This is a genomic window from Micromonospora sp. NPDC000121 (genome assembly GCF_042899165.1).
Classification (GTDB): domain Bacteria; phylum Actinomycetota; class Actinomycetes; order Mycobacteriales; family Micromonosporaceae; genus Micromonospora.
Genome location: NZ_JBIAZP010000012.1, coordinates 155,101 through 173,114, shown reverse-complemented (window position 1 = coordinate 173,114; position 18,014 = coordinate 155,101). Strand labels below are relative to the sequence as shown.

General features: G+C 69.5%; 15 protein-coding genes. 8 read left to right on the top strand and 7 right to left on the bottom strand.

The window, feature by feature from the left end:
* Positions 1-37 precede the first annotated feature (37 nt).
* From ACFY23_RS27700 to ACFY23_RS27680, 5 genes are all read right to left on the bottom strand, one after another.
* On the bottom strand, positions 38-982 hold the full coding sequence (locus ACFY23_RS27700) for a hypothetical protein (protein WP_350682226.1): 945 nt from the start codon (positions 980-982) through the stop codon (positions 38-40).
* Positions 979-2,076, bottom strand: coding sequence for a hypothetical protein (locus ACFY23_RS27695; RefSeq protein WP_350682223.1), 1,098 nt, complete (start codon positions 2,074-2,076; stop codon positions 979-981). The genes ACFY23_RS27700 and ACFY23_RS27695 overlap by 4 nt, the downstream gene beginning before the upstream one ends.
* Positions 2,077-2,087: 11 nt before the next feature.
* On the bottom strand, positions 2,088-2,534 hold the full coding sequence (locus tag ACFY23_RS27690) for a DUF4188 domain-containing protein (protein WP_350682221.1): 447 nt from the start codon (positions 2,532-2,534) through the stop codon (positions 2,088-2,090).
* The gene (locus ACFY23_RS27685; protein WP_350682259.1) at positions 2,531-4,069 is read right to left on the bottom strand and encodes a phenylacetate--CoA ligase family protein; all 1,539 of its coding nucleotides are present in this window, start codon (positions 4,067-4,069) and stop codon (positions 2,531-2,533) included. Before ACFY23_RS27685 ends, ACFY23_RS27690 begins: the two co-directional genes overlap by 4 nt.
* Before the next feature lie 244 nt (positions 4,070-4,313).
* Entirely contained in the window at positions 4,314-5,525 is a 1,212-nt protein-coding gene (locus tag ACFY23_RS27680) for an enolase C-terminal domain-like protein (protein WP_350682219.1), read from the bottom strand.
* Between the two features lie 162 nt (positions 5,526-5,687).
* Here ACFY23_RS27680 and ACFY23_RS27675 point away from each other — a divergent pair, with 162 nt between their 5' ends.
* The 7 genes from ACFY23_RS27675 (at position 5,688) to ACFY23_RS27645 (ending at position 14,983) form a co-directional block, all read left to right on the top strand.
* The gene (locus ACFY23_RS27675) at positions 5,688-6,800 is read left to right on the top strand and encodes a substrate-binding domain-containing protein (protein ID WP_350682217.1); all 1,113 of its coding nucleotides are present in this window, start codon (positions 5,688-5,690) and stop codon (positions 6,798-6,800) included.
* Between the two features lie 96 nt (positions 6,801-6,896).
* Positions 6,897-8,216, top strand: a complete 1,320-nt coding sequence (locus tag ACFY23_RS27670) for a sugar ABC transporter substrate-binding protein (protein ID WP_350682215.1) — start codon at positions 6,897-6,899, stop codon at positions 8,214-8,216.
* 37 nt (positions 8,217-8,253) lie between these two features.
* Positions 8,254-9,222 (top strand): sugar ABC transporter permease, encoded by a 969-nt coding sequence (locus ACFY23_RS27665; RefSeq protein ID WP_350682213.1) that lies wholly within the window; start codon positions 8,254-8,256, stop codon positions 9,220-9,222.
* On the top strand, positions 9,215-10,075 hold the full coding sequence (locus tag ACFY23_RS27660; protein WP_350682211.1) for a carbohydrate ABC transporter permease: 861 nt from the start codon (positions 9,215-9,217) through the stop codon (positions 10,073-10,075). Before ACFY23_RS27665 ends, ACFY23_RS27660 begins: the two co-directional genes overlap by 8 nt.
* Positions 10,076-10,183: 108 nt before the next feature.
* Complete coding sequence (locus ACFY23_RS27655; protein WP_350682209.1) at positions 10,184-11,212, top strand: Gfo/Idh/MocA family oxidoreductase; 1,029 nt, start codon at positions 10,184-10,186, stop codon at positions 11,210-11,212.
* Positions 11,209-12,024, top strand: coding sequence for a sugar phosphate isomerase/epimerase family protein (locus ACFY23_RS27650; protein ID WP_350682207.1), 816 nt, complete (start codon positions 11,209-11,211; stop codon positions 12,022-12,024). Before ACFY23_RS27655 ends, ACFY23_RS27650 begins: the two co-directional genes overlap by 4 nt.
* A 199-nt stretch (positions 12,025-12,223) precedes the next feature.
* A complete protein-coding gene (locus ACFY23_RS27645) occupies positions 12,224-14,983 on the top strand; it encodes a DNRLRE domain-containing protein (protein WP_350819327.1) in 2,760 nt (919 codons plus the stop codon).
* Positions 14,984-15,366: 383 nt separating this feature from the next.
* On the opposite strand, the gene ACFY23_RS27640 is transcribed toward ACFY23_RS27645, so the two are convergent.
* Both ACFY23_RS27640 and ACFY23_RS27635 read right to left on the bottom strand, forming a co-directional pair.
* On the bottom strand, positions 15,367-15,687 hold the full coding sequence (locus ACFY23_RS27640) for a hypothetical protein (RefSeq protein WP_350680141.1): 321 nt from the start codon (positions 15,685-15,687) through the stop codon (positions 15,367-15,369).
* 344 nt (positions 15,688-16,031) lie between these two features.
* A complete protein-coding gene (locus ACFY23_RS27635; protein WP_350680143.1) occupies positions 16,032-16,748 on the bottom strand; it encodes an SDR family oxidoreductase in 717 nt (238 codons plus the stop codon).
* Positions 16,749-17,054: 306 nt separating this feature from the next.
* On the opposite strand from ACFY23_RS27635, the gene ACFY23_RS27630 reads away from it, so the two are divergent.
* The gene (locus tag ACFY23_RS27630; protein ID WP_350680145.1) at positions 17,055-17,762 is read left to right on the top strand and encodes a hypothetical protein; all 708 of its coding nucleotides are present in this window, start codon (positions 17,055-17,057) and stop codon (positions 17,760-17,762) included.
* Positions 17,763-18,014: the final 252 nt, after the last annotated feature.

The window sequence follows — 18,014 nt, the reverse complement described above, 5'->3', positions numbered from 1 at the left end:
GACGACCGGCCGTGTTATCCGTCAGAGCCGGCAGTCGTCAAGAGATTCGTCGATCTGATCGGCGTGCCTTTGCCACTCGACTTTCTGGAGGGAGCCGGGCCGAGCGGGTCGGCTCGGTAAGGGGCCGGCCGACTCGGAACGCCGCGAGCGGCTGGCCACCCACCCGTTCGGCGAGCCGGGCAGCGGTCACTGGACAGTCGATGAGCTGGCTGAGCGGATGGACCGCCAGGTAGTGCCGGGCGAGGGTCAGCCAGCTGCGCAGGAGACGCCGTCCCGCGGTGATGTGGTCGTCGCCGTCAGCCAGCATGACCAGGACGCTGCCGTCGTACCGCAACAGGCCCCGGCCGCTGGCGGCCAGCAGCGCCGCGAGGCCCAGCCGGCGGGTGACGGGGTACGCGCGCAGCGCGGCGGCCAGGAACCGCGCTTCGAACCGGGACAGGACGAGAGCCCGGTCGGTGAGACCGTCGAGGTGGTAGCGCGGATGGTGTGGGTCGAGGCGCAGCCAGTCACGTAGCTCGACTGCGACGGCCGGGGTGCCGAACTGCCAGCGGTCGGCGACCACCAATTCGCTCGCGAGATCCCGGGTGGGAAGGTGAACGAAGCCGGGTTCGAGGTCGGCGAGCGCGGCCGCGTTGATGGGCCCGGTCGCGTACCGGCCACGGGCGACCCGGCGGGCCTCGATGTCCTCGATCGTGAACGGGGTTGGATACGGGTGCGTCGCGGCGACCAGGTGGGGACCGGGCGCCGCGGTGACGTTGAGGCCGAGGTCGGCGGCGACGATGAGGCACGTCTCGACGAACGCGCCGATTCCGAGGCCGAGGTCACGCCCGGTCGGGTCGGAGTCGGGCAGAGAGCGGGCCGGGTCGACGTTGATGACGATCCGGTCGGCGTGGTACTCGGGCTGCCATGGCTGCGTGTTGTGGGCGCTCGGCGCCCGGCGGCAGACCGCCTCGTGCGCCCGTAACTGCTCGACCCAGGTCATGCTGGCGCCTTCTCGTAGAACGTGTGTCCGTGCAGCGGCCGTCCGCCGGCCCGCCGGTACTGGGCGGCCGAGGCGGCGTTCTCCCGCTCGACGAAGGTGCTGCGCAGGGTCCGGTATCCGCCGGCGGCGAGGTTGCGGTGCAACTCCCGCGACAGCAGCGTCAGGTACCCCTTGCCCTGTTCCTCGGGCACGGTGCCCTTGATGATGAGCACCGCGTCGCGGCGGTACCGGGCGCGGGTGGCCAGCAGGCGAAGTTGGTTGAGCAGGCCGAGCCGGCCACCGACTGCCATGAGGAACTCGGAGATGTCGGGCACCGTCACGACGAACGCGATCGGCCGGCCCGCCTTCTCCAGCCACAGCAGCAACGCCTCGTCGAGCAGGTACGCGAGGCCGTCGGTCTGCTCGGCCAGCTGCTCGGCGGAGATCTCGGTGTAGTAGCCGAGCTGCGCGAAGCTGGCGTTGAGCAGCTGCCGCAGGATCGGCAGCTGCTCGCGGAAGTGCCGCCGTGAGCCGCGCCGGATGACGAGCCGTTCGGTGGCGATGCGGGCGTCGTCGAAGGCGAAGCCGTGATCACGGTCGGCGGAGATCGAGGCGGCGGTCGGGCCGGCCCCGGAAGCCCTTCCGTGGAGGTCGACCAGCCAGGTGTCGGCCTCGAAGCGACGCCGGAAGCCGTGCCGCTCGTACATCTCCGGGTAGTAGGCCGGGTTCCAGGCCGAATCCACGAAGCCGCGATCAGCGAAGCCGGAGGTGATCACCCCGCCGGTCTGGTTGGGTAGCAACGCGACCGGTCCGAACAGCGGCCGACCGTCGGCCCTGGCCTCGACCGTGTCCAGGATGGCGGCGAAGACCGCGTCGTCGTCGACGAACTCGGTGTGCCCGAACAGTTGCCGCGGGCCGACCTTGGCGTCGAAGGCGGGGCTGCGGTGCACGCTGGTCCGCCCGACCACCACGCCGCGTTCGTCGCGGACCAGGAACATGTCAGCGGTACGGCGGTGCGCGGCGATCACCGACGACAGCAGGGGCACGTACCGGTTGGTCGGATGCAGTCGAAGCGGGAAGTCGACAAACGCTCGCAGGTCGGCGCGCGACGTCACCGGAGTCACCTTCATGCGCGGTGCACCGGCGGGCCGGCCGTTTCGGTGGACAGCGGGGTGAAGGTCGGGATGTGCGCCATGCCGTCGGCCTCGGCGCGCCAGACGCCGTTGCTGTAGCCCTCGGGTTCGGCGTTGTACAGCCGGATGTAGCCGCCGGTCGCGTTCCGCGTGCCGTGGTCGGTCACCCAGCACATGAGGTCGCGGTGGTGGCGGCTGCGCGCGAATTTCAGCAGCGCGTCGCGGTCGCTGAAGAACGCGATGGTGCCGAGCGTGAACGGGAACTGGTAATACACGGTGTGCCACCGGTATCCGTCCATCCGCTTCATCTGCTTCACCATCTTGAACCAGGTGCGGGTGAGGGTGAGGATCGAGCGTGGCCCCCGGTATCGGGTGGCGCCGACGAACATGGCGGTCGCTTGGCCGACCGGCGGCGCGGCGGAAAAGTCGGAGGTCCTCACGTCGTCGCACCCTTCACCAGGTACACATTCTTGATCTTGGAGGTGGTGCCGGCGAACGGGCCGGTGCCGTAGTCGTGAACCCTCACCCGGAGGTCGGCCGCGGACGGGTCCTCGGCGAGAGACTCGGCGAAGTCGCGGCTGGCCTCGGCGAGGTAGCGCAGCACCCCGTCGCGGCAGGTCTCGGCGAGAGTGAGCCGCTCGTCGGGGCCGAGCGCGAGATCCTCGCGCAGCTGGAGGTTGATCGCCGGCCGGCTCTCCAGGTCCGCGTGCTCCTCCAGCTCCAGGCAGAAGCTCTGCAGCAGGTGCGCGAGGGGATTGCCGGCGTAGAGGCCGTACTCGACGTCCTGCGGGTAGATGTTGGCGCCCATGTACGAGATCGTGCTGTCCTTGCGGCCGAACAGGAACAGCAACGGCAGCCGCATCCGGTCGGTCCGCGCGGCGCGTTCGGCGTCGAGCCGCGCGGCCGGGTCGTCGATCGCGGCCAACACGTCCGGGTACGCGATCAGCCGGCCCTCGTCGCCGATGTTGTAGCGGACCTTGGGGTTGAGCACCGCCGTCGAGTTGATCGTGCAGATCACCTCGTGGTCGGCGTTGGTCTCCAGGTACGTCTCGAGCGGGTTGTACTGGAATATCATCGGCAGCCGGTGCTCGTCGGGGCCGAGCAGGGCGGTCCGCAGGGCGGCGTCGGTGCGCAGCCGGCGACGGACCCAGACGGTGAAGTCGGTCTCCCCGGCGATACCGATGGTGAGGTCGCTGGCGCCGTAGCCGGAGCGCACCTTGAGGAAACGTTCCTCCAGGTAGTCGCGCAGCGCCTCGGTCATCCCCTCGCCGCCGACCAGACCGTTGATGCGGTACTCGTCCCAGGGGAAGTCCTCGGCGTCGAGCTTGTCGCGCAGGTGCTTGAGGAACGGCGGGTACGCGGTGACGATGTACTCGAAGCCGGGCCCGAAGTACCGCAGGGTGTCGGCAATCTTCTGCAGGTCAGGGCCGGTGTTCTTCACCATCGCGATCTTGGACATGGCGATGCCCGTGTTGGTGCCCGTGGCCCAGGCGCCCATCGAGTACGCGTTGATGACGAAGCGCCGTTTCGACGGGAACACCATGGTCGCGTAGCCGGCCAGGTTCTTGTGCACCGAGCGCAGTTCGCGGCGGCTGCGAATCCAGTTGAATGGTTGACCGGACGAGCCCGAGGACTCGTCGACGACGCTGCCGGCGATCTCGATCTCACCATGCCAGCAGCGCTCGGCCTCCGGGTATGCCTTCACGTACGACTGCTTGTCCGTCGGTGGGTACGACGACAGGTCGAACCAGCGGAACCGCCATCCGTTGCGGCGCAGAAAGTCGCCGTACGCGGGCACGTCGATCGCGGCGAACTGACAGGTCATCCACGCGTGTAGCCGAGCGAAGCGCCCCATGTATGGACGGTAGTTGCGCGCCATGAACCGCCACACCGCCGGATGGATCTGGTGCAGCGTATAGATGCCGGTCAGCGAGAAGCTCGCGACCCGCAGCGTCCACTGGCGCAGGAAGGTCATCACGCGTCAAGGATAGGAACGTTCGCAAGTCGTTCACCTGGTCACGGGTACTCAGCGGCCCTGGGTGCCGCGACTCAGCGGCTCCCACCCACGCGTACTCCTCTCGTGGGTCGTGCCGACGAAAGGATGCCGGCCGGTTGACCCCCGGCCGATAGGGATGCCGTGCGGCGACGATCCGCATCGGCTCGCTGGCCAGTGCGACGGGCGCCGCAAGTCGTCGGTCCCGGCCTGGACCTGCTCGGCATCACCTGACCGATTTCGCCGGGATCCTTACGGGCGGAGCGGCGCGGAGCACGTCGACGGCCAGGGCGCGTACGGCGGCTTCGTCCACGTCAATGCCCAGGCCGGGGCCGGTGGGTACCGTGGCCATCCCGTCGCGTACGTCGACCGTGTGCGCTCCGACGTAGGCGGACTCGATGAACTGCCGGCCGTTGAGGTCGACGGGCGTGTCGATGCCGAAGGCCGCGAACAGGTGCAGGGAGGCGGCGAACCCGAGGTCGGAGTCGGTCAGGCCGGAGCCCATCAGGCGTACCCCGCTGTCCTCGGCGAGGGCGCACAGTCGGCGGGAGAGGGCGAGACCGCCGCTGCGTTGCACCTTGGCGATCGCGACGTCGACCGCGTCCAGGCGTACGAAGGTGGCGAGGTCGCTGGGATGGCGCAGGCTCTCGTCGAGCGCGACCGGCACGGGGGAGTGCTCCCGCAGCCGACGCAGGCCGGTGATCTGGTTGGCGGGCAGCGGTTGCTCGAAGGCGGTGACGTCGAGTTCGGCGAGCCGGCGGGCCACCTGTAATGCCTGGTCGACCTGGTACGCCTGGTTGGCGTCCACCCAGATCGCCGCGTCCGGTGCCGCTCGGCGTACGGCCTCGACGAACGCGAGGTCCTGGTCGATTCCGGCGAGCCCAATCTTGATCTTGAATGCTGTGTGCCCGAGGGCGTGGCCCTCCGTGACGCTGTCGGCGACCGCCTCGGGGGTCTTGGCGGAGATGATCCAGCCGAGGGGGATCCGTTCGGCGCGACGTTGCCCCCAGAGCGTGCCGAGGGGGACGCCGACGGCCCGTCCGACGAGGTCGTGCAGCGCGATGTCGATCGCGGACTTGGCGATCGGGGCGCCGATCGTGAAGCCGCGGTTGATGACCCGGTCGAAGGTGGCGGTGACCGCGTCGAGGTTCCATGCCGCGGTGCCGAGAACCGCGGGCGCGAGGTAGCGGTCGATCGTGGTGGCGATGCTCTCGGTGGTCTCGTAGGTCCAGGACGGCGTCGGGGTGGCTTCGCCCCAGCCGACCACTCCGCCCGCGGTCACCTTCACCAAGACCCGCCGGCTGGGCTGCCCGGCTGTCGCCACGGTGCCTCCGGCGATCTCGAACGAGCGGATCGTCGGCAGCTCGACCACGAAGGTCTCCACCCGCTCCACCACGAGGCCGTCCAGTCCGGTGTGCGCGTGCCCGCGATTCGCCATGCCGTGCCCATCCCCTCGATGGCATCTATTTAGGAATGAATTCATCCCCCATAGTCGCTGCAATTCGAGAGCTTACCGCCCGCGTCGCCCGTGTAAAGCGGGGAAAATTCCTGTCGACAGAGGATTGACGTAGGCATGTCAGCTGCTCAAGAATCATCAGCCATGACCGGCATCGATGGTTTGGATTCATTCCCTCAAGGGACGAAATTCCGAGCCCTGGCAGCCTATCTTCGGCAGCAGATCACCGAAGGTCGGTGGCCGGTCGACGCACGCCTGCCCACCGAGCAGGAGTTCGCCCACACCCACGAGGTGGGGATCAACACGGTCCGCCGCGCGATCAACCTGCTGGTGGACGAGGGGTTGGTACGCCGCCGCCAGGGATCCGGCACCTATGTGGTGGCGGTACCGGCGCAGGTCGGCCGACGCGCCCGCTTCGTCGGGGTGCTCGTACCGTCCACCTCGTACTTCTACCCGCGGGTGATCGAGGGAATCGAGCGGGTGATGACCGCCGCCGGCGTCCGGATCATCCTGTCCAGCTCCGAGTACGACCCGGATCTGGAGGCGGAACAGCTCAATCACCTGCTTGCCGCCGACGTCGACGGCCTGCTGCTCGTGCCCAACCTGCACCTGATCGAGAAGCCCCAGCAGTATGTCGACCAGCTGCACCGGCTCCCGGTTCCGTACGTGCTCGTGGAGCGGCGGCCGCCGGATCCCGCGCCGGACGACGCGACGCCGTACGTCTGCACCAACCATCTCGGCGGGGGCTATGCCGCGGTACGGCACTTCGTCGAGCTGGGACACCAACGGATCGGCCACCTTGGCCGGATCCGGACCGCGACCGCCGACATGGTCGCGGAGGGCTTCGACCGCGCAGTCGGAGACCTCGACCTGCCACGGGTCCCGGCCGCCGTGGTCCGCCGGGAGGAATGGACGTCCGACCAGCTCGCGTCGTACGCACAGATCTGCCGGGACAACGAGATCACCGCCGTGTTCTGCCTCGGCGACCGGGACGCCGCGGGACTGCTGCCCCACGCCCGCCGGCTCGGACTGACCGTGCCGGACAGGCTGGCGGTGATCGCCTACGACGACGAGGTCGCCGACCTCGGCGAGGTGCCGCTCACCGCCATCTCCCCGCCGAAGACCGAGGTGGGCAAGCTCGCCGCCGAGGTCCTGCTGCGACGCATAGAGCAGGGCGCCTCGGCCCCCGTGCACCAGACCCAACTGCAACCACGCCTGGCGATCCGGGCCTCGTGCGGCGCCGCCCGTGACCGGTAGTCCCTGACCGGCCGAAGCCCGGGCGCACCGTCGGGCGGTGACAGCCGTTACGCCGAGACCGCTGTCCGCCGGGCGACCAACACAAGGAGGTCCACGATGAGGATGCAACGCTTCTCGCCAGGCCGGCGTCTCGTCGCCCTGGCAGGTATCGCGGCGCTCGCGGCGACGACGCTCGGCTGTGGCGCGGGCTCCGAGGACAGCGGCGGCAAGGTGACCATCAGGCTGGGCTACTACGCGGAGGCGGGCGGCCCGGCCGACAAGACGATGCGTTCGCTCGCCGACGAGTTCATGAAGGCGAACTCCGGCATCAAGCTGGAGCTGGAGTCGGCGCCGTACACGGACTTCTTCAAGCGGCTGCGTACCCAGCTCGCGGGCGGTCGGGGGCCTGACGTGTGGCTCTCCGACGGCGTGCTGGTGCAGGAGTACGCCGGCCGCAACAGCCTGCGCGACCTCAGCGACTTCGTGAAGACGGTCAACACCGACGACTACTACGGCGTGGACCTCAACCGTGACTCCGACGGCCACGTCTACGGCTTCCCGCAGGGCGCGCAGACCCCGGTGCTCATCTACAACAAGAAGATGTTCGCGGACGCGGGCGTCGCTGAGCCGACCGCGGACTGGACGTACGACGACCTCGCCGCGGCCGCGACGAAGCTGACCCGGGACACCAACGGCGACGGCAAGCCCGACGTGTGGGGGATGCGCGTCTACTCGCCCGGCTTCACCGAGAGCTGGTGGCCGATGATCAAGGCGTTCGGCGGGGACGTCGTCACCGAGGGCGGGCGGAAGGTCGTCATCGACAGCCCCCAGAGCCGCGCGGCGCTGGACTGGATGGTGAAGGCGATGTACGCCGAGAAGGCCGGCCCCGGCGTGGTCACCACCAAGGCTTTGGGCAGCCCGCACACGATGTTCGCCAGCAACCGCGTGGCGATGCAGTTCGGCATCTACGCCCGCACCATCCCGGCAAACGCGGCGAAGATCGACTTCGGTGTGGCGCCGATGCCGAAGGGGCCGGCAGGTCGGGGCCACGTGGCGGTCGCGAACTCCTGGGTCGTCAACAAGGCCGCGAACCAGCGCAAGGCCGAGGCCGCCTGGAAGTGGATCACGTACTTCGCCTCCGAGAAGCCACAGACCACCTGGGCCGGGATCGGCGAGGCGATCCCGATCAACAAGAAGGTGGCCGCGTCCGACGTGTTCCTGAAGCCGGGCACCCCGCCGGCCGACCGGCAGGCATTCCTCGACGCCCTGGCCGACGCAGACGACCTCGGCCTCAACCCGGTGTGGACCGAGTACACCACCGCCGTCGCGAACCAGATCGACCGGGCGCTGGCCAAGGAGAAGCCCGTCGGTGACGCGCTGACCGAGGCGCAACGGGAGGCACAACAGATCATCGACCGCTTCTACGCGAACAAATGAGTCAGCCCCGACCGGCCGGGAAAGGAGGTGGCGCGCTGTGACGACCATCGAGGACCGGGTGGAACAGGGGCGCCGCCCCTCCCTCGGTGACGGTAGGAGAACCGGGGGCGAGCGGCCGGGTTTCGGTCAGCGGGCGTGGGCAACCGTGTTCGCCTTCCCGTACCTGGCACACCTGGTGGTGCTGACCGCGTGGCCCGTACTCGCCCTGCTCTACTTCAGCCTCACCGACTACGACACGCTCTCCCCACCGACGTGGGTCGGGCTGGACAACTTCCGCCGCCTCCTCGGCGACGAGGCGTTCTGGCGGTCACTGCTCAACACCGCCTACTTCGCGGTGCTGTTCGTGCCCACCCAGACGATCCTCGCGCTGCTGCTCGCGGTCGCGCTGAACCAGCGCCTGCGCTGGATCTCGCTGCTCCGCAGCGCGTACTTCGTGCCGGTCATCTCGTCGTGGGTCGTCGTGGCGTACGTCGCCGACGCGGTCTTCAACCCGCAGTTCGGGATGGCCAACACCGTACTGGGTTGGCTCGGCCTGCCCCCGGCGACCTGGCTGCAGAGTCCGGCGCTCGTCATCCCCACCCTCGCCCTGGTCGCGGTGTGGAAGGGCGTCGGCTACATGATGGTGCTCTTCCTCGCCGGCCTGCAGAACATCCCGGAGGAGCTGTACGAGGCCGCCAAGATCGACGGCGCGTCGGCCTGGCAGCGGTTCCGTCGGGTCACCCTGCCGGGGATATCCGGAACGACCTTCCTCGTGCTGGTCCTCTCGACGATCACCACCTTGCAGGCATTCGAGCAGGTCTACGTGATGACCGGACCGATGCGTGGACAGCCCGCGGGCCAGCCGAACGGGGCGAGCGAGATGACCGTGCTGTTCATGTACCAGCAGGGCTTCGAGTTCTTCAACATGGGCTACGCGTCCGCGGTCGCGTGGGTGCTGTTCGCGCTGATCTTCATCCTGACGCTGGTCCAGCTCCGCCTGCAGAAGAAGTGGGTGCACTATGCCTGAGACCGGTCAGCTCAGCGGGGTCCGGCGACGGCGGAACCGACGCGGTAACCCAGCCGCGTACCTGTTCGTCGGCCTCGGCGCGGCGGTCATGGTCGTCCCGTTCGTCGCCTCCGTGGCCAACTCGCTGAAGAGCTTCGCGCAGTACGTCGCGGTGCCGCCGACCTGGATCCCGGACCCGCCCGAGTGGTCGAACTACACGCAGGTGTGGGAACGCGCGCCGTTCGGCCTGTACGCCTGGAACAGCTTCCTCATCGCGAGCCTCGCCGTGATCGGCAACGTGATCACCAGCGCCATGGTGGGTCACGCGTTGGCGCGGATGAAACTGCCGGGCAAGGACGTGCTGCTCGCCGCGGCGCTCGGCACCCTGATGCTGCCCACCGTCGTGACCATCATCCCCAACTTCATCCTGTACAAGCACCTCGGTTGGCTCGACACCATGCTGCCGCTGGTGGTGCCGTACTGGCTGGCTACGCCGTTCGGCATCTTCCTGATGCGCCAGACGTTCCTCGCGATCCCGCGCGACTTCGAGGAGGCGGCGGCCATCGACGGGGCCAACCCGTGGCAGGTGTTCTGGCGGGTGCACATGCCGCTCGCCAAGCCGGCACTCGCGACGCTCGGCGTCTTCACCTTCATGGCGTCCTGGGGTGCGGTGCTCGAGCCCACCATCTACCTCACCTCACCGGAGAACTACACCCTGCCCATCGGCGTGATGAGCCTGCAGGGCCAGTTCATGGGCAACGACCAGCTCGTCACCGCCGCCGCGCTGATGTCGCTCGTGCCCATGCTGCTGTTGTTCCTGCTCGCCCAGCGCTACTTCGTCCGCGGCGCGATGGCCAGCGGCCTCAAGGGCTGACCACAGCGTCGCGTGCCGCCCGACGCCGCCGGCCGTCCGGGCCTCGGCGGTCGCACCGGCCGCCCTCGTTCCACCGATGACACCCGTCCTGACTGAGAGGAACGTGCAGTGACCGAAACATGGGGGAACCGACCATTCCGCCTGGGGATGGTCGGTGCGGGCAGCATCGCCGCACTGCACCTCGACGCGGCCGCCGGCCTGCCCGAGGTCGAGGTCGCAGCGGTCTGCGACGTGCGGCTGCCGGCCGCCGAGCAGCTCGCGGCCCGGTTCGGGGCCCGCGCATACGCCGACCACGCCGCGATGTTCGCCGCCGGTGAGCTGGACGGGGTGCTGGTCACCGCGCCGCACTCGCTGCACGCACCGATCACCGTGGACGCCGCCACGGCCGGGCTGCACGTCCTGGTGGAGAAGCCGATGGCCACGACTGTCGCGGACGGCCAGCGGATGATCGACGCCTGCGCGACCCGCGGCGTACGACTCGCCGTGGGGCACGTGCTGCACTTCCTGCCGACGGTACGCGAGGCCTGGCGGATACTGCGCTCGGGAAGCCTCGGCCGGCCCGTGGTGATCAATGAGCGGCGCACCGCGCGGTACGAGCGGGGTTCCCGGCCGGACTGGTTCTTCGACCCGGTCATCGCCGGCGGCGGGATCGTGATGAACGTCGGCACGCACAGCATCGACAAGGCCCAGTGGCTCGGTGACGCACCCGCCACCAGGGTGCACGGGTACGTCTGGCACCAGCCGGGCGTCGAGGTCGAAACCGAGTCGGTCGGCCTGCTGGAGCTGGCGAACGGGGTACGGGTCGTGCTCTCGGTCACCGGGACCGGCCTGCCGTTCCAGGACGAGACCGAGGTGGTGTGCGAGCACGGCGCGCTGCGACTGTCCCGCCGCGACGGGCTGTGGACGTACCAGGGGGACGACGCGGTGCAGGTGGTCACGCCCGAGCAGGACGACATCCTGGTGGCGTTCCGGGAGCAGTTGGCGGACTTCGTCGCCAGCTGCCGCGACGGCCGGGCGCCGACGGTCGGCGGGGCGTACGGGCAGTCGGTCGTGGCCACCGCCCTCGCGCTGTACGAGTCGGCCGCGTGCGTCGACGCCGTACGGATCCCGGGCCCGACCGTGGAGGTGACGGTGTGAGCGACGTCGACACCGTGCCGGCCTGGGCGGCGGGCCGGCTCGCCTTCAGCACCCTCGGCTGCCACGCCGAGCCGGTCGAGTCGGTGCTGGAGTTGGCCCGGCGTACCGGCTGCCACGGCGTGGAGCTTCGCTGCGCCGAGGGTGAGCCGGTCGCGCCCGACACCCCGGCCGGGACGCTGCGGGAGACCGGGAAGCGGTTCGCGGACGCGGGGGTCGAGCCGATCTGCATCGCCTCGTACGTGCGGATCGCGGCGCCGGATGGTGACCCGGTCACCGACCTGCTGCACCACGTCGAGATCGCCGAGCAGGTGGGCGCCCGCTACGTGCGGGTCTTCGGCGGCCGGGACGGCCAGGCCGACCCGCATCCGGTGGCGGTGCGGCGGTTCGGCGAGGTGGCCCGGAGGATCGAGGGCGGGCCGGTGACGGTCCTGCTGGAGACCCACGACGTGTTCTGCTCGGCGCGCGCCGTCGCGGCGGTGCTCGCGGAGGTTGACTCGCCCGTGGTGGCCGCCCTGTGGGACGCGGTGAACCCGTGGCGGGTGGGGGAGAGCCCCAGCGAGGCGGCCGACGCGCTGGCGCCGTGGCTTCGACACGTACAGCTCAAGGACGTCCGGGCGACCGACGACCTGGCTCCGGTGTTGCCGGGGCACGGCGCGGTCCCGCTGGGCCAGATCCTCAGCGAGTTGGACCGCCTCGACTACCGGGCCTGGCTGTCCCTGGAGTGGGAACGGGCCTGGTTCCCCGAGGCGCCGCCGCTGGCCGACGCGCTCGGCGCGTTCCGGGCGGTGCTCGCCGCGCACCGGGCGGCGTGACGACCTCGTTCGTCGCCGCTTTGACCCGATCGTCAATCGATGACAGCAGATCCTGGCCGACCTTGCCGGATCATGCGCCGACAGCCGCAAGCGTCGTCACGGATCACATGAGAACCCCGCCCCGCAACAGTGTCCCTCCTGGCCGTGGACGGCCAGGATTCCGGCCCCACCTGATGCCTCACCCGGAAGGAGCACCCCCGTGTCCCTGATCCGAAGCAGGTCCTGGCCCTCGCGACTGACGCTGTCCGCCGCCGTGCTGGCCGCTCTGTTGCTGCCGCCCTGGCAGCCCGCCTCCGCCGCCGCGCCCGCGGTCACCATCGACTCGCACGCCAGCGGCGCCCCGGTGCCGGTCGGGACCGTCCGCCTGTCGGGCAGCTACACCGACGCGTACGACCTGACCGTCATACTCGACGGCCGCAGCACTCCCCGCGTGCACACCGTGGACCCGGACGGCGACGACACCGGCATCTGGTACTACGACCTGGACACGACCGGCGTCGACGGTGAGATCGAGATCGCGGTGCGCGCCAAGCGGACCGACACCCGCTACGGCGTCTGGTCATCGTTCGTCACGCTGAAAGTCGACAATCCGGCCGCCAACGTCCCGGTCGTGACCGTGACCAGCCCCGCTGACGGCGGCACGGTACGGCAGCCGACACCGGTCCGCGTCTCGGTGGCCGCCCGCAACACCCTGCGCGAGGTGTCGGTACGCGTCAACGGCGGAGCCTGGCTGCCGGCGCTCGGGAAGCAGGGCACCTATACCTACCTCTGGGATCCCCGCGAACTCGGCGACGTGACGGCCAGCATCGAGGCCAGGGCGGTCGACGCGAACGGCAACACCGGACACAGCCCGACCGTCTACGTCACGGTCGGCGCGGGCGCTGCCGAGCCGGTACGCGTCGGCCCGCAGGACCGGGCGATGTGGATCTGGGAGCGGGCGTCGTACGGCCTGATCCTGAACCCCGGATCCCGTCGGCTGCTCGCGTCCACCGCGCGCGACGCCGACACCTTCGGCTCGCGGCCGATCACCACGCTCTATCTCGGCGTGGACCGGTACGGCGACCTGGACATGCTCTACGACAAGCGCCCCGAGGTGCGGGACTTCGTGAGCTGGGCCCATGCGCAGGGCTTCACGGTGTACGCCACGATCGCCGGCGGGACCCAACCACCGTTCCTCGGCGGTCTGGAGCGTTACCACCCCCGCGCGGTCCGGGAGCTGGAGAAGATCCTCAACTACAACCTCGCCTCACGGCCGGGGGAGCGGTTCGACGGCGTCAACGTCGACATCGAGCCCTACATCTATCCCGGGTTCGCGGCCGGAAAGCCGGCCCTGCAACTGCAGTGGCTCGAGATCCTGGAGAAGATGATCCAGCGCCGGGACGCCGCGGGCTCGGCAATGGCGATCGGCCCGGCGATTCCCCGTTGGCTGGACGTCAACACGTGCTGCACCGACATCACCTGGAAGGGCGCCACCAAGCCGCTCAGCGAACACATCCAGGACATGAGCGACTACATCTCGATCATGGACTACCGGGACACCGCTGATGGCTCGGTCGGCATCATCGCCCAGGCGCAGTCCGAGATCGCGTACGCCGAGGCGATCGGCAAGCCGAACTCGGTGGTGATCGGGGTGGAGACGCTGGACATCGCCTGGAGCGGCGACCCGGAGACCATCACCTTCCGCGAGGAGGGGCGCGCCGTCGCCGAACGCGAGCTGCGGAAGGTGTACGACGCCTTCGCCGGCAGTCCGGCATTCGGCGGCATCGCGATGCACCACTACGACTCCATCCGTTGGCTCCCGTCGGTGTGGGGACCCAACGCCGTCTACCCACCGATGCCCGCCGACTCCGGCCCGCCCGGCGCGGTCAGCTCGCCGCCGACGGCGGAGGCGTTCGACCACCAGAGCATCGATCTCGCCTACGGCCGGGCCTTCGACGACACCGAGGTGGAGCACTACAACATCTACCGGTCCACCGATGCGGGCTTCACCCCCGGCCCGGAGAACCTCGCCGGGCAGTCGCGCGGCCTGACCTTCACCGACTCCGGCCTGCTGCCGGACACCACCCACCACTACCGGGTCGCCGCCGTGGACGCACACGGCAACGTCGGGCCGGCCTCGCCGGCGGCCTCCGCCACCACCGGCGGCACCGAGCTCCGTCCGCTGATCATCGACGAACTGACGGTGACCGCCGCCGGGGGTCCGGCGACCGTACGGATCCGGGTGACCGACCTGGCCACCGGCGAGCCGGTGGCCGCGGCCATACATGGCCGGTTCACCAAGATGGCGGGCCGGTACCTGACGATGAACGCGAACTCGGACGGCCAGGCGTCCGGCGTCTCGGAGACGATCGGCTACCGGGGCGGCGAGGTGGGCTTCCAACCACTGCGGATCACCGCCCCCGGCTACTACTGGGCCTCCGCTCACGACCGGGCCCGCAACGTGGAGACCAGGTGGCAGACCACGACGCCGGTGGTCGCCGACACCTTCGTACGCGCTGGTGCGTATGCGGACACCACCTACGGCTCCGCCAGCGAACTGGAGGTCGCCGACCTGCCCGACATGCAGAGTCCGGACGGCGACCGGATGGCCTACCTGAAGGCCGGACTGGGCGGCCATCCGGGCACTGCCACTGTCTCCGCCCGGCTGTACTTCCATGTCAGCTCGGTGTCGCCGGGCAGTGGCGCCGTACCGGTGACGGTGCGGGCGTTGGCCGACGACTCATGGTCGGAGAACGGCGTGAGCTGGCACAGCCGCCCGTCCAGCGCGGGCGCAAGCGTGCTCGGGACCGTCCGGGTGGACCGCCCCGGCTGGCACTCGGTCGACGTCACCGGCGCGGTCAACGCCAACCTGGCCGACGCGGCCCTGACGCTCCGACTCTCCGACGACACGACCGCCGGGCGACTGGTCGCCATCGACAGCCGGGACAGCGACCGGCAGCCGTACCTGATCATCTACTGACAACGGTGGTTCTGGCGCCGGCCCTTCTCGATATTGATCGGCGCCAGAACCGGGCTACGCCGGTACACCGATCCGGCACCCGCCCGCGGTGGCGGGAATCAAATCGATCGACATCTTGACGGGTGGGGGCGGGATGTGACGTAGTTGATCGAGCGGTTCGGATCGATATCGGCCGGGCCGCTACGGTTCGTGATGTCTCAGGGCTGGTCGGCGTCCGGCGGCCCCACGTAGCTGTTCTGCGCTTCCGACACGGCGATCATCGTGCCAGCGTCGTGCCGACGAATCCAAAATTGCTCATATCGCCAACGGCCCATGCGTAAGGCGCGGACGGCGGCTGCATTGTGCCCGCGGCGGTCGTGGCCTGCGGGCGTCTTCGTCCGTCGCTATGACGCGAACCCCGGATAGATGCGGGCAATCAGCGATGGATCCTGCACTCCGCGCTGGAAGCTCTCCCAGGCCACCGGATCCTTGTCGGCAGGTGGGCAATTCTGCGGATTACGCGTGGCGGCCCGCACCAGCCCACCAGCCGTGCGCTCGCAGGCGAACTCCGCGTCGTCGGCCGAAAGCCCGAACTCGGCCCCGAGAACGCCTTCGATCTCCTCCTCGGAGGCGTTCCTGAGCATCAGCGACAGCGTGACATCGACGAGGTCAGCGACTGTCCGCCCCTCCGGCAGCGGGATCGAGAGATGGTCGGTCCATCCCATCGCAACCTCCTTCACGAGACCGGCACGGCACGACCTGGAACGGCCCGCCGGTGGGCACGTGCGGGGGCGCGTTCACCGCCCCGCTGCCCACCACGGCGGCTGATTTTCCCTCGATCAGCACGTCGGTGCCGCACCAGTCTGGCGGTTCGGGGTCAGGTGTCCATGATCCAGCGGAACCTACCAGCGGCCACAGTGCAGAGTGGACGGACCGAGCACGCAGCGTGGACCATCCGCCCGGTAGCCGTTCTGCGGCCGGCCCGGACGCCCGGGAGGTGGCCACCCGGCTCAGCTACTCGGAGCGGACCGTCAAGAACGTGCTGCACGACGTCACCACGCGGTTCCAGTCAGCGGAGGTTCAGACCGCCGTCCAGGAGAACCACCTCACCGGTGACGTACGAGTGGTGAACAAGCATGGAGATCAGGTCCGCGACGTCAGAAGGCTGAGCGGCCCGGCGCATCGGGCTCGAGGTTCTCCACAACTCCTGCGCCTCGGTCCAGTCGGCGGTGAGCGGCGTGTCGACGAGCCCGGGAGCCACCGCGTTGACGCGAACATCGGGTCCGAGCGCCGCGGCGAGCAACTTCGTCACGTGGTTGAGCGCGGCCTTGCTGGCGGCGTACGCGATCGAGCTTCCCTTCGGCCGGACCCCGGCGTGGCTGGTCACGTTCACGACGCATCCGCCCGACTCCCGCAGCGCCGGCAAGGCCGCCGTACACAACAACCAGGGAGCGATCAGGTTCACGTCGAGCAGCCGGCGCCAATCCTCAGCGGTCAACCCCGACAGCTCCGCATGTGGCACCGGCCAGCTGATGCCGGCATTGTTCACCAGCACGTCGAGACGCCCATGCTGCTCCACCACGCGCGGCACCAACCCGGCGGCGGCCACGTCGTCAGCGAGATCAGCTTGGTGATACGACCCGCCAAGCTCCTCGGCCAACGCGACCCCGGCTGAGCGGCTGGACCGCGAATGGACCGCTACCGTCATCCCGTCCGCCGCCAACCGCCGTGCCGTCGCCGCCCCGATCCCCGACACCGACCCCGTCACCAACGCCACCTTCTGCATAGGCCCAGCCTAGAAGCGACTCATCAGGGGGTCGCGGGCTCGGTCGGCCTCGCTGGAGGCGGACCGGGAGGACAACGGGGGAGCGGCTCTGCAATCCAGTCGGCTGACCCAATTCCCGGGCCAACTGTTCGGAACAGCCGATTCCCGGACCCGTCGTGATCTTCGGCGCGGGCCTCATCGACCCCTACGCAGGCCGACAGCCCGCCTTCGACACCGTCAGCTACGTCGGACGACGCAACGTGACGGCGGGTTAAGTTTTGCTTATCGCGTGGCTGATCAACGAGGGAAGATCGGTACCTTGCCCGAATGCGACACATCAAGACCGTGATCGCGGCGCTCGTCGCGGGTCCGCTGGCCTGGGTCCTGCTCGCCGCCGGACAAGGCCGGTCCCTGCGCGTGTTCGGGGATGCACAGGAAAGCGGTGGTGCCCTCGACCCTGACGCTCTGCTGAAGCCGTTGCTGGTGCTGGCGGCTGCCGGCCTTCTTCTCGGACTCATCGCCACCGTGCGGATCTCCCCGCTCGGCTCGGTGCTGACCGGACTCGGGTACTCGGCCAGCTACGTAGGCCTGTTGTTCAGCCCGGAACGGCTGTTGGACCTACTGGGTCACAAGCTGGGCGTGGCGGGTTACCAGATCGACCTGCTCACCCCCGTACGGACCGGGACGACGCTGCTGCTGGGCTCGCTGCTCCTGGTCGGGGTCGCCAGTGTCCAGCGGTGGCGGCGCTGGCCGCAGCCGGACGCCGACGAGCCGGCGGCCGTTGTCCCAGACAAGACCGTTCCGCCGGCATCGGAAGGAGACCGCCCGCTCGGCGCGGATGGACTCCGTCCGCTCGGCGCCGACGGGCTCGGGTTGACGAATCAGGCTGAGGATCCGACGAAGCCGGGTAAGGCCGACGAACCGGAGCCGGTGATGGTCGGCGGTTCGCCCTGGACCGAATCGCTGCACGGCGATTCCAGGAACGAGCCCTGGCAGTCGGGCTTCCCCGCCACCAACCGACGACCTCGTCGCTGACTTCGAGGTCACCCTCGATCTGCTCGCCAGCATCATCGACGCCGTTGACTGGCGGAGGGTGCGCCAAGGCCGCCGCGACACCTACCTGCACCTGTACGAACACTTCCCCGTCGGGTACGACCCGGAGCTGCGGAAGGCTCCGGCTCGTACCCGACGACGACGCCCGGCGCGAACTGACGGCGGCGGGTTGCCCGACGTCCCGACACCGCATCTGCCGGTACGGAGCCGCCAGGCCCCGGAGTTGCAGCAGAA